Origin of the sequence: Arthrobacter sp. TS-15 (assembly GCF_006964045.1) — a bacterium.
Classification (GTDB): domain Bacteria; phylum Actinomycetota; class Actinomycetes; order Actinomycetales; family Micrococcaceae; genus Arthrobacter.
Map to the genome: position 1 here is coordinate 38,094 of NZ_SDXQ01000004.1, position 11,392 is coordinate 49,485.

The 11,392-nt window shown below is 60.1% G+C and carries 13 protein-coding genes and 1 tRNA gene; 7 read left to right on the forward strand and 7 right to left on the reverse strand.

From position 1 onward, the window contains the following. Positions 1-10: 10 nt before the first annotated feature. From EU811_RS00780 to EU811_RS00790, 3 genes are all read right to left on the reverse strand, one after another. Positions 11-832, reverse strand: a complete 822-nt coding sequence (locus EU811_RS00780) for a glycosyltransferase family 4 protein (protein ID WP_142936658.1) — start codon at positions 830-832, stop codon at positions 11-13. Positions 833-1,017: 185 nt separating this feature from the next. Beyond that, positions 1,018-1,416: a 6-pyruvoyl trahydropterin synthase family protein gene (locus tag EU811_RS00785; protein WP_142936627.1), complete on the reverse strand. Its 399-nt coding sequence runs from the start codon at positions 1,414-1,416 to the stop codon at positions 1,018-1,020. Continuing rightward, a complete protein-coding gene (locus EU811_RS00790; RefSeq protein ID WP_142936628.1) occupies positions 1,417-2,427 on the reverse strand; it encodes a zinc-dependent alcohol dehydrogenase in 1,011 nt (336 codons plus the stop codon). Between the two features lie 127 nt (positions 2,428-2,554). Between EU811_RS00790 and EU811_RS00795 the strand changes: the two genes are divergently transcribed. From EU811_RS00795 to EU811_RS00820, 7 genes are all read left to right on the forward strand, one after another. Further along, positions 2,555-2,644: transfer RNA gene (locus tag EU811_RS00795), tRNA-Ser, on the forward strand. A 127-nt stretch (positions 2,645-2,771) separates the two neighbouring features. Continuing rightward, a complete protein-coding gene (locus EU811_RS00800) occupies positions 2,772-3,305 on the forward strand; it encodes a hypothetical protein (protein WP_142936629.1) in 534 nt (177 codons plus the stop codon). A 162-nt stretch (positions 3,306-3,467) separates the two neighbouring features. Next, the gene (locus EU811_RS00805) at positions 3,468-4,037 is read left to right on the forward strand and encodes a hypothetical protein (protein WP_142936630.1); all 570 of its coding nucleotides are present in this window, start codon (positions 3,468-3,470) and stop codon (positions 4,035-4,037) included. 146 nt (positions 4,038-4,183) lie between these two features. Beyond that, positions 4,184-6,304, forward strand: coding sequence for a GmrSD restriction endonuclease domain-containing protein (locus EU811_RS00810; RefSeq protein ID WP_142936631.1), 2,121 nt, complete (start codon positions 4,184-4,186; stop codon positions 6,302-6,304). 369 nt (positions 6,305-6,673) lie between these two features. After that, a complete protein-coding gene (locus tag EU811_RS00815; RefSeq protein ID WP_142936632.1) occupies positions 6,674-7,435 on the forward strand; it encodes a hypothetical protein in 762 nt (253 codons plus the stop codon). Beyond that, entirely contained in the window at positions 7,426-7,809 is a 384-nt protein-coding gene (locus EU811_RS24690; protein WP_446698029.1) for an AAA family ATPase, read from the forward strand. Before EU811_RS00815 ends, EU811_RS24690 begins: the two co-directional genes overlap by 10 nt. Next, entirely contained in the window at positions 7,806-8,339 is a 534-nt protein-coding gene (locus EU811_RS00820; RefSeq protein WP_142936633.1) for a hypothetical protein, read from the forward strand. Before EU811_RS24690 ends, EU811_RS00820 begins: the two co-directional genes overlap by 4 nt. 294 nt (positions 8,340-8,633) lie before the next feature. Here EU811_RS00820 and EU811_RS00825 read toward each other — a convergent pair whose 3' ends face one another. Genes EU811_RS00825 through EU811_RS00835 form a run of 4 tightly spaced genes read right to left on the reverse strand, consistent with a single transcriptional unit; the run spans position 8,634 to position 11,170 of the window. Further along, positions 8,634-9,308: an 8-oxoguanine DNA glycosylase OGG fold protein gene (locus EU811_RS00825; RefSeq protein ID WP_142936634.1), complete on the reverse strand. Its 675-nt coding sequence runs from the start codon at positions 9,306-9,308 to the stop codon at positions 8,634-8,636. 56 nt (positions 9,309-9,364) lie between these two features. Continuing rightward, positions 9,365-9,805 (reverse strand): GIY-YIG nuclease family protein, encoded by a 441-nt coding sequence (locus EU811_RS23895; protein WP_202979296.1) that lies wholly within the window; start codon positions 9,803-9,805, stop codon positions 9,365-9,367. After that, positions 9,751-10,299, reverse strand: coding sequence for a hypothetical protein (locus EU811_RS23900; protein WP_202979297.1), 549 nt, complete (start codon positions 10,297-10,299; stop codon positions 9,751-9,753). The genes EU811_RS23895 and EU811_RS23900 overlap by 55 nt, the downstream gene beginning before the upstream one ends. A gap of 49 nt (positions 10,300-10,348) precedes the next feature. After that, positions 10,349-11,170, reverse strand: coding sequence for a nuclease-related domain-containing protein (locus EU811_RS00835; protein ID WP_342211709.1), 822 nt, complete (start codon positions 11,168-11,170; stop codon positions 10,349-10,351). Positions 11,171-11,392 lie beyond the last annotated feature (222 nt).

Here is an 11,392-nt window from a genome sequence, read left to right on the forward strand (position 1 = left end):
TTGGAGCGCTTCAGCGTTGGAGGGCATCAAGGACGGTGGCTGCGGTGGTGTCCCAGCCTTGGAGGTGGTCCCGGGCTCGGAGTGCGCTGTTGCGCCATCGCTCTTGGAGTGCGGGGTCCGTGAGCCAGCTCCTGAGGGTGTTAGTGAGGTTCCCGGTTTCCTGGAGCTCCAAGGCAGTGCCCGCCCTTGTATCACCCAGTGCTTCCACGGCTCCCGTCCCCTGCCGCACAAGCACGGGGATGCCATGAGCCAACGACTCCGACACCGCCATTCCATAGCTTTCGGAGCGTGAAATAAGGACACTGAGGTCAGCCCTGCGCCACTGATCTTCAAGAGCCTCACCGGTCAACTCACCGGTGACGCTGATGCGGTTTTGGAGCGCGTGATGCTCGACGGCGTCCCTCACCTCGGCTGCGTACCTTGGGTCAGCGTCGTTGGAGCCGATGAGGGCTGCTGTCCACGGTTCGTCACGTATCTGGCTCAGCGCCTCCACCAAGAGTGTCTGGCTCTTATTGGGCAGCAATGCTCCGACAGCGACGATATGCGGTGGCTGCGATCCCTTGGCGGGGTCTGCTTTGTCGGCCCCGGGCGTAGCGATGACGATGTCCTGTTGCCCATGCTTGGTTCGCAGTTCCGCTGCGGCATGGGCGCTGGGGCAGATGATTCCCGTGGCGGCAGCCAACGCCTTGGCCTCACGCTCGGGGTGGTCCGCCAACGCCATGTGGGACAGGATCCACACAGGGGTCCCTTTACCTACGGCACCAGCGATCGCCTCCGGAGCCCCACTCGCTACCAGTCCATCGGCAATCACTGTTGTGCCGCCGTCGAGCATCTCAGCAAAACGTTGCCGGTCCGCGAGGCTGCCAACCGGCCAGTCGCCGTCGACCGTTACTGTTTCAACGTCGACGCCCAAGGCGGACAGGTGCTCGGCGAGCTTGGCGTTGTACTTGTTGCCACCGGAGCCGTGCCGGATGTTCCCCGGGACCAGGAAGCGGATGCGCACTTAATTGACCGGGTTTACTTGACCGGGAGCTCCAGCGAATAGCCCGCCCAAGCGTCAGGGTTTTCGCGGAGGACAACGTCGATGCCGGTGAGGGCCGGACCGTCCACAGTGTCCTGGATCCGGGCGGCCATGGCATCGGCGATGTGCTTCGCGAGCGCTTCGGTGGTGGAAAGTTTGCCCTTGAAAGCGGGGTGCTCGTCCAGGTTCTTGTAGTTCAGGTCCTCCAGCACTTCCTCGAGGATGCCGCCGGCGGCACCGATGTCCAGGACGATTGCGTCGTCGTTAACGTTCGGCCGGCGGAAGGTGACCTCGGCGACGAACGTGGCGCCGTGCAGGCCCTGGGCCGGGCCGAAGGCTTCGCGGGGAAGGCTGTGGGCGATCATGAAGTGGCGTCGGACGGTCAAGCTGAACATCTATTTATCCTCCGGGTGGGGGTAGGCGACCACGTGGCAGAAACCGCCGGGCCGTTCGAACAGTTGTGTCAGTGTGGTGGGCAGGTTCCGGAACAAGCATTCACTGGTCAGGAAAGTGTCGAAGAGCGGATCCGTCAGCTCGATTGCAGCTTGCTCGAGGCGTTGTGCGTTGCTTCGCCGGTGCCTCCTGGGCAGGGCCACGGCGCCCACCTGGCTGGAGCGGATATTCAGCCGACGGGCGTGGAAATCCTCGCCGAGCGGCAGGGTGACTTCCTTGTCCGCAAACCACGAAAGTTCGATCACGTCCGAATCATCGCCGGCCAATTGCAGGCTCAGCTTGAGGCCCTCGTTGGAGGCGGAGCAGTGGAAAACGATGTCGTTGTCGCTTTTTGCATTCTCTGGTTCGGCGAAGTCGACGTTGATGGTTTCTGCCAGCTTCCGCTTCTCCGGATCCGCATCCACCAACTGCAGGCGGCCCAACGGATACTTCCGCAGCAGCGTCGCCAGGACGCCACCCACCAGGCCACCACCGACGACGGCGACACGGTCTCCCAGCCTCGGCCCGGCTTCCCAGAGGGCGTTGATGGCCACCTCAACAATGCCTGTGAGTACGGCGCGTTTCGCCGGGACTTCTTCGGGGATCGCCGTGAGCTGGCCCGTAGGAATGACGTAGAAGTCCTGATGAGGGTGAAGGCTGAAGACCGTTTTCCCTAGCCACTCATCCGGGCCTTCTTCCACGACGCCGACGTTCAGGTAGCCGTACTTCACCGGGCCCGGGAAGTCGCCCTCCTGATGCGGTGCCTGCATCAGATCAGCCACTCGCTCCGGGACGCGGCCCTCATGAACTACCCTTTCGGTGCCGCGGCTGACGCCTGAGTACAGGGTCCTGACGAGGGCTTCGTCGTCCTGCCTCGGCGGCAAGGCCTCCGGGCGTAACTCGCCATCGCCCGTCTCGGTGACCCAGTAGGCGTGGGCTTCGTGTTCCTGCGCGTGTTCTTGCGAAATCGTCATGGTGCTTATGAATCTATCGTTGGGGCGCTGCGGACGGAAGTTGGCCGTGTTTTCCTTGTTCCTTCTTGTGGGTGCACGAGGCCTCGTTTTGGGGAACCGGGCTGAACTCCGGTACCCTATTTCAGTTGGTGACGTGTCCGAGCGGCCGAAGGTGCAACACTCGAAATGTTGTTTGGTGTAAAAGCCAACGTGGGTTCAAATCCCACCGTCACCGCCACGCAGAAGGCCCCGAGATCCTTGAGAAATCAAGGATCTCGGGGCCTTCGTTGTTGACGGAGAGACAATTTGACAACGTACGATGTGTTCCCACGGAGTCGATGTGCGAAGTCAGATAAGGGTGGGAAATGGCCGAGGAAGAGTGGTACCAATCGCTCCGAGAACAGTGGAAACCGACTCACGTACGGCTGCTGCTCATCGGTGAGTCAGCACCCGATGACGGCGGCGATCCAAACAATCGGCGCTTCTTTTACGCAGAGCCATTGAGCCAAGCGGATAATCTCTTCCGGTCTGTCGTCGTAGCCTTCTACGACAGCGGCAAGCTGACCAAAGGTGATCTGAAAGAGCCTTGGCTTACGCGCCTTCGCAATGACGGCGTGTACCTGATCGATCTCGCATCGCAACCGGTCAACGCCATTTCGCCCGCAGCGCGCCGGGCTGCGCTCATGGCGAGCGTTGATGACTGCGTCCGGCGTGTCAAGGAACTTAATCCTGACGGGATTTTGATATGTCACACCCCCACTTTCGAGCTCCTCGCTGGCCCACTTAAAGCTGCACTTCTTCCACTGCTACATGACGAAGCGATTCCATTCCCGCTAGGCAACAAACGCAGCGACTTTGTGAAAAAAGTACGCCAAGCTGTCCCTGAGCTTCCACGATAGTAGGTTCATTCACATGCATTGATGCAGATCCTCAACGTCGCCTCCCCAAAGGCCCAGTAGCGGAAGTCCATGTCGGCTGGACTCACCTATCTACGGAATCTGCACGGGCATAGAATGATCCAGTCAGCCCTCATACCCGCACCATCGGGAAGGAACGCGACTTTGAGCGGATTTACAGAAGAAGCGGCTGAACTCCGATACCTTATGGCGTGCCTGGACTTGCAGGTACCTGGTGTGACCCAACAGGACGTGGCCAAGACATTGGCCGAGTATGCGGTCCGCGCGATGGCCTCCAGAAACCTCACTGGTGTCCAGCGGCAAGAACTCACCCAGTGGATGGAGCGTTTCAGCTCTTCGGCACACCACAAGGACGCACCTGGCCAAGGGATCTTCGAGTCACCGACCACCTCCACCTACAGAGCATTGTTTCGCCGGGAGGATGCCCTTCGTGCCATGGCAAAGAAGGACCCAGCCCACAGGCGGGAGATTGAAGAACATATCAGCGCCGAACAAGCGGCAGTTCATAGAGCGTCAGATCGTCTGCGCGAGTTGACCCGGGGGGATGCCGCAGACACGGAAAATGACCTGGACGATGAAGACTGGGACGAAGAAGACGAGGAAGACACCGAGGTCGACTCAGGCCAGGAGCCGGTCCCAGACGAACTTCACATTGGACGTAGAGGGCCCACTGTTTCTGGCGGTCTCCCCCATCTGGGCCGCCGTCGTCGTTAGAGAACGGAAATTACCGAACACAAATGCCTGGCGTTTGACCCTTGGCAGGTCCTTTACGGGTCTGAGAGCCGCCACAGCCCGACACGTTGGTTCTGATGTTGCTTGACTGACCGTGCCCTTCGGACGCGTACGGCAGGATTACCTTCGTGGAGACCTTCAAGCGAACGCCCCTTCAGCTGTTCAACCTGCCACAGCATTTCGTGATTCCGCTGTTCCAGCGGTCCTACGTGTGGAAGGAGGATGAGCAGTGGGAGCCCCTCTGGAAGGACATTCGCCGGATTGCGGAACTGCGGCTCCGTGAACCTAACCTTGCGGCAAAGCACTTCCTGGGAGCCGTCGTGCTGCAGGGGCACGGACCCGAGAGCGCGCGGCTCACTACCTGGAATGTAATCGATGGTCAGCAGCGCCTGACGACACTGCAGCTGCTCGCCGACGCGGCTTGCGCTATCTTCGCCCAAGCTGGACTCTCGAAGTATGCCAGTCAGCTCGAAGGCCTGACGCACAATTCCGAGAGCTTCATTGAGGACGATGAAAGCCCGCTCAAGGTTCGGCACCTCAACAACGATCACGACGCCTTCCTCGAGGTCATGACAGCCGAGCCTCCGGTCGACCATTCCGACCTCAGGCACCACGACTCCCGGATCGTCCATGCGCACCGGTACTTCACGACGGCTGTCACCCAGTGGCTTGGGAACCCTGGCACAGACGAGTTCGCGACGAGAGCCAAAGAGCTCGCTGGCGTCCTGCTCGAGGACTTGCAGCTCGTGACCATCGAGCTTCAGGCCTCGGAGAACTCTCAGGAGATCTTCGAGACGCTCAACGCCCGTGGGACGCCCCTGACGGCGGCTGACCTGATCCGGAACTTCGTGTTCCAACGCCTTGACGCTGAGGGCTCGGACACCAGAAAGGCCTACCGAGAAGACTGGCCCTTCGAGGCTAGGTTCTGGACGAAGGAGGTCAGCGTCGGTCGCCACCTCGTGAGCCGAAGTTCGCTCTTCTTCAACCAGTGGTTGATCTCACGCACAGGTGAGGAGATCAGCCCGCAATCGACATTCACAAGGTTCAAGTCGTACGTAGAGCTCGAATCGAACCAAAAGATGGTCGACCTACTCGCCCTAATCAAGCAGCAAGCCGCCCTTTACGAAGCGTGGACTGAAGCGTCCCTCAGGCCCGACGGTAATCTTAGCGCTGTCGAGATGGCGTTCCATCGCATGAATGCCGCCGGCATAGAACTTCTCAAGCCGCTCATGCTCTGGTTGTACGAACCCGGAAGGGATCTTCCGCAGCAAGTGATCGATGCCGTGATCGGAGCTGCAGAGAGCTGGGTGATCAGGCGACAGCTGCTTCGTCTCACGGGCTCCGATCTCGGCCGCATCGTAGCTGAACTCATCCATGCCAACTCCGATGTCGATTCCAGTGAACTGGTCGTCCGTGTTACGGGGTACCTCGCCCGTCTCAATGTCTCCAGCACGTATTGGCCTGGGGATGACGAGATCAGGGCGGCGCTCAAGGATGAGCCCGTCTACCGCCGCTACCCGCGCCCTCGCCTGCGCATGTTCCTTGAGGCGATCGAGAATCACTACCGCGCCGAAACCAAGCAGGGCCAGGTGGTGCGGGCCGGGCTTCCGATTGAACACATCCTTCCTCAGATGTGGCAGGAGAACTGGCCGCTTGAGACGCCCGAGGAACAGCAGGACCGTCAAGCTCATGTGCACCGCCTCGGCAACCTGACGCTCCTGACCGGTCCGCTGAATTCGAAGGTCTCCAATGGCCCGTGGTCGGCTAAACGCGATGCGATGCTCAAGCACAACACGATCAGTCTGACCGGGCGCGTGGTCGCGGACACCACGGGAGAGGCGTGGCGTGAATCGCTCATTGACCACCGGACAGAGGTCTTGGTCGAAACGCTTCTCAGGGTGTGGCCTGTCCCCAACGGACACAAAGGTCAGGTAGTCGACCCCCAGGCCAAAGCGGAAGATTGGGTCCAGCTAAAGCACCTGATTGCTGCCGGCCTCCTTGCCCCGGGCGACAAGCTCATCGCCACGCACCGCGATTTCAAGGGCGTCGAAGCATTGGTCACGGCAGACGGATCGATCGAGCTTGGTAGCAAGCGTTTCACCGCACCGTCAACGGCTGGTCACCACCTGCGCAAGAAGGCCACGAACGGCTGGTATTTCTGGGCCGTCGCGGACGGGCGTCGCCTCCGGGACCTTCGTGCACAATTGCAGAGCACGGCAGCTTCAGTACAGGTCGACGGTGAACCCTGAACCGGATGCTGACGCTGAAGTTGGTTCGCCGAACTGCGTCGGAACAGCTGAAGCATCGCTAATGTCCTACGCGGTAGTGCCGTGTTCGAAGGCTGGCACTTGGGCGATCGTCCTAGTCATTTGGCGACTGGCGTAGATAGATTTGCAGTTCTGTTCGCTTGGATTGGGAGGATCATGGCCATCGGCTCAGATGGGTACGAGATTATTGGGGTCAGTCTGTTCGGTCCGCCCCCGTTGAAGCAGATCCATCTTTCAATTGACGCGGGTCTCTTCACTCTTTTCGGCCCTAACGGAGCGGGAAAGTCGTCGGTCTTGGAGGGTGTATTGGATGCGCTCTAGGGACGGCGGCGGGCAAACGCACACACCTATGTGCACGTCCGTCTGACGGGTCTGACCCTCAACAGTGATCCGGAACGGGTAAGCCGATTCGAGCATTCGCTCCGGCAAGGCCTCAATATTGATCCCACGGAGGTTTACGGACGTACCCGCCAAAAGTTGTGGGACGGCGTGCTTACAGCCATCTCTGATCGGGCCGAGGTTGAGTTGCCAACGCTTGGCGACAGCATGGTCGTTTCGCTGTTGGCAGCAGGCACCGCGGATAGCCCGCGGTGGAGCGCCTTCTACAGCGAATTGCTGGACGATGAGGAGTGGTCTCGAGTTGATGAGTTCGCGAGCTGGCACACGTCGATGATGGATTTGGCGAGGCGTTACAAGCAATATGGGCATGGCCACCCGGATAGTGACCTTGATGAATTCGTCATGCCGCCGGTCTCGCCTTTTCTGCCGGACAGCCCGATGCTGGAAAACGTGCCCATGGTCGCGCCGGTGGGCGGAGAGGAACACCGGAACTTCTGGCCCAGGAACTTGCCGGTACCTCAACTCTGGTTGGGCAGTCTGACGATAAGCCCAGTGGACATACTCACAGATAGGGTGTCAGCAGACTGGATCCGTGAGGCTACCGGCAGACAACTGATCGACATGGCCTCCGGCACGAAAAGTTTCATAAACGTGGTCGACGAATTGACGGAGTTCGATCCCGCGTTTAAGAAGGCCGTGCAGGCGATCGAAGCACGGGCCAACGATTTCTTCTCCCTCATGGGTACTCTCATTACCGCCTTTCGATGGATCTAAAGACGTCGAAGGCATGGTTTGTCGGGGAGACACCGGAATGGAAGGTGACCACCGTCCACGCTTCCAATGGGGATAGGACTTTTGATCTGACAGACCTCTCGACTGCTGAACAGAGGTGGGGCGTCGCGGCTGTTCAGTGGGCCTTGGCCGGAGCAAGCGATGACAACAGACCACGGGCGCTCCTGATCGACGAGCCCGAGCGGGGCCTTCACAGGCTGAGAGAGAAGGACTTGCCTCCTGCGCTGAGTCGGCTGTGCATGAAGGACCCGCACCTAACTGTGATAACTGCGTCCCACGCTCCAGCTTTCCTTGATCTGCGAACGAACTCCGAGATCCTGAGAACAACCCGTGCACCAGGCTCCCGACGTCCGTGACGGTCATCGATTCAACGGCCCAAGGGCCGCTCTCCATGGTTTCTGAGCATCTTGGACTCACGCCAGGGGATGTTCTGCAGCTCACCCGGGTGTTCGTCCTGGTCGAAGGAGAACATGACGAAATCGCTCTAGGCCATCTGCTCGCCGACGACCCGAGTAAGGCGTCCGCACAGATCCTCGCGATTCGGGGCGCGAAAGACCTCAGGTCAGTAGCCGAGGCAAAGTTCCTCTTCACCAGCACCGAGGCAATGTTCCTGCTGGTCCTTGATGGACTCCTCATAGAGAAAGTACGACCTATCTGGGACGAAGCCCAAGGCCACGCCAATGCAGGGAACATCAAAGCTGCACGTCGGGCCCTCAGCAAACTGAGGAACGTTCCTGGGGGAGGTGAGTTGAAGTGGCTCGAAGAACTAGGGCATGCCGCGCTCAATACAGCCAAGATCGCGCGGATCGCAGTGCACGGCCTCAGGGCCCGGGACATCGTCATGTACCTGCCTGAGGGCTATTTCATGAATGCATCCAAGACGTAGGCTTAGCTGGACACAGAATACGAAGAGTACAGCCGACCGATTCGAATTAGGGAACGCCTCAATTTCAAGGACTGGCTGCGCGATTACCATGGCGCACAGTTCAAGCGGGAGGACATTGTGAATGCGGTACACGCGGCTTCGGCGAGCCGGGAGATCCAAGAGATCGGTATCCGTCTGCAAACATTGGCGAGAATGGGCGCGCCGGATGCGCTCGAGAGCCAGTGAGCACTTTGGTGGGTGAAGACTGTTTCAGCAAGGATCCGGTAGTGCGCGAGTTCACATGCTCTGCCGCAATCAGTCTTCCCCGAAAATGAGCTGCTCGACCCGTTCGGGTTCGATACTCAGTTCCCGGGCCCACTCGGCGACGCAGGCTGTGTATCTGCGGTAGCTGTCGGCGCTGTGCCAGGTCAGCCAAAGTGGGCCTATATCGGTGCAGTGATTCCGGAACCATCTCGCGACGATGCTGTCCAGGATCGGCGTGGTTGCTACCCGGCTGGAGGCGTTGGTGGCGAAGCTGATGAACTTCGTTGCGAAAGCCGGCCCCCAGTGCTTGAAGAAGTCACGATCGCCACGGCGTTGATCGACGATGTGCTCGAAAGCTGCGTTTCCTCCTTTGCTCATCGCAATACCTGCCATCGTGTACAGGCCCGTCGCGAAGTCCTTCCCGTTCCCGGGGTCCGTGTTCAGCCGGATGACCCGCTCGGCGCGGTAAGGGCCGAAGCCTGTCCTCGCATAGCCCCAGACATAGCTGGCTAAGTATGCCTCGAGTGCCGTGGCCGGGTCGCAGATGAGCTTGAAGGTTCCCAGGACGCCGTTTCGGTCGATGGGGTTGGGCAGCGCATCCAAAACGCTGCCGCCGAGGTACTTTTGCCAATTCTTCTTGTTCCACTCAAATGGAGCCTGTGGCGGCCGGCCGACCGCGTTCCACTTTTCGAATCTTCTCTGCAGGTTATCGGGTACTGCTGGCATGGTGGCGTCCCCCAAGTCGATTGTTCAGCTACTTTTGCACAAAATTTCCCCGGAAATCAGTTCCGGTTAAGACCGAATCGTCGCGTCATCAACGCGTCCTTGTAGTGGGACTCGGCTGAGTCGACTTCTGAAGAGGGAGTGCTCGGTCCAAAAACACGCAGGAGGCTGAAGACAAAGTGCCGGGCGTGATCCCGCTTGATTGTTTCTCCGGCTGCGCTGTCGTAGGCAAGTTCGCGGAGAGCGACGTTTCCGCCGTGACCATCGCGAGCGTAGCTCATCCACCGTCCGAGAATGCGCTCGGAACCATCAGCTTTGCCGACATACTGTTTGCCGTTTGTAGCGTCCGTGATGAGGTAGATTCCCTGGACCTCCTTCAAGGCAGCGCGCCAGTCGGCGTATCGGGGATCTTCCACCATCTCGCGGAGCTCGTGGTAATTGAGCATCACGCCGTCGAATCCCGGGAAGAGAACCTTGTCCCGGTCGGCGATTTCCAGCACTGGCAGATTCGCGGCGCTGGTGGCGCGTCGGTGCCAGTTTCGCGGCTGTCCCACTCGATCACGAGCCGGCCAGTCAGCGCTGCCAGGAAACCTGACATGCGCAGGTCGAAGAAGCGGTTCACTCCAGTGCGCTCTGCCATTACCTCGCCGTGATTCTCGAAACTGCCCCACAGGCGGGAGCGGCGTTTGCCGTCGGCGACGAGGATCACCCAGTAACGGGGAGGATCCGGCGGGAATTGTCGGGGTGAGAGACCCTGCTCCCGGGTGTAAGCGAGGACCAGTTCCTCATTCAGGTCTTCGGGCCCACGCAACGCGCTTGGGTCGCCCGGCCTGAAGGCATGGCGGATTAGCAATACATCTTCCAACCGGACGAAACTCAGCGCAAAGAAAAGGCGCCTGCGGAAGAGCCCCTTCCGCAGCCGGTTTCCGCTGCTGAGAATGGTGTATCCGGCGAGGAAGCTGAAGCTTAGTATTTCTGCGGACGTAAAAGTCATCCTCGACGGCATGGACATCTCACGCCCGATGCAATTGGGGCCTGCCGTATCACGCAACTTTCAACCGCGAAGCTAACTTTTGACGCACGCTCGCTACATCAACGTCGCCGGCTGGCTCTTCTACAAGCACTTTCGCCAGCCGTTTCGGCCAGAGTACATGAACGCCATGGGTCGAGAATGCGCCTCCGATCAAGGGCCAGTCGGCTTCAACAAAGCACAGCGCCCCGGTGACCGGAACATCCCCGACGAGGTCTCGCACGACGTCGACCTGTTTGAGCACCCCATCGACCAGTTTCGTGCAGTCACGTCGGCCGACGAGGAGCTTCTCCACGCGGGGGCGAAGGATTGCACCCTCGATCTTCAGCTCAGGCCGCCCCTTGTACATTTTGGCGTCGATGACCCAGATTCCAGCGCGAGTGATGGCGATGTGGTCGATGTTGGCTTTCGAGCCGGGAATGCGTCGGTCGTGAAGGACGGCCAGGCCATCGGCGGCCAGGGCATCCAGCCGAGCGCCGAGGCGTTCCTCACCGACCGCGCCCCGTTCCCACGACTTGGTGTGCTGCCGTTCATCAGCGAGGGCGACTGCGAGGCCTCCGAGCCGCCCCCATTTCTCGTGGAGCTTTTCTTCGTCCTTCGCCTTGCGGCGCTCGTATTCGCATCGGGCTGACGACCCGGCTACTCCTGGCTCATTGGCCGACGACTCATCACCAGTTGGCTCCAGGTCGGGGGACATGGTTTCCGTAGCGTCGGTGGCACACTCCAAGCAGCGGACGGTCTTCGTCTCGCTCTCATGGATGGCTTCTGTTCCGGCCGGAAGAGAGGCACCGCACACCCTGCATCCTCCGGCGTACCGGAGCCTCATCTGCCTCATAAGGACGCGGCGTGGATCACCGACACGGACAGAGTCTGCAGGTAACTTACGACGGCGGAACTTGTCGGATCCGCTGCGCTCCAGTGAGCTGTAAAGACCACGAGTGACATGCCGCTACGTCGTCTGCTGGCTGTCGGAATCCGGGAATTCGCGGAGTGCAGCTGCTACTGCTCTGACCGCCACCGGGTCTTCGGCCCAATGCCGGCCTGTGCGCGTACAGGC

Bases quoted from the DNA above. Each gene is read 5' to 3' on its own strand.
- EU811_RS00780 (WP_142936658.1), bottom strand. From the start codon at position 832: ATGCTCGACGGCGGCACAACAGTGATTGCCGATGGACTGGTAGCGAGT.
- EU811_RS00785 (WP_142936627.1), bottom strand. From the start codon at position 1,416: ATGTTCAGCTTGACCGTCCGACGCCACTTCATGATCGCCCACAGCCTT.
- EU811_RS00790 (WP_142936628.1), bottom strand. From the start codon at position 2,427: ATGACGATTTCGCAAGAACACGCGCAGGAACACGAAGCCCACGCCTAC.
- EU811_RS00800 (WP_142936629.1), top strand. From the start codon at position 2,772: ATGGCCGAGGAAGAGTGGTACCAATCGCTCCGAGAACAGTGGAAACCG.
- EU811_RS24690 (WP_446698029.1), top strand. From the start codon at position 7,426: ATGGATCTAAAGACGTCGAAGGCATGGTTTGTCGGGGAGACACCGGAA.
- EU811_RS00825 (WP_142936634.1), bottom strand. From the start codon at position 9,308: ATGCCAGCAGTACCCGATAACCTGCAGAGAAGATTCGAAAAGTGGAAC.
- EU811_RS23900 (WP_202979297.1), bottom strand. From the start codon at position 10,299: ATGACTTTTACGTCCGCAGAAATACTAAGCTTCAGCTTCCTCGCCGGA.
- EU811_RS00835 (WP_342211709.1), bottom strand. From the start codon at position 11,170: ATGAGGCAGATGAGGCTCCGGTACGCCGGAGGATGCAGGGTGTGCGGT.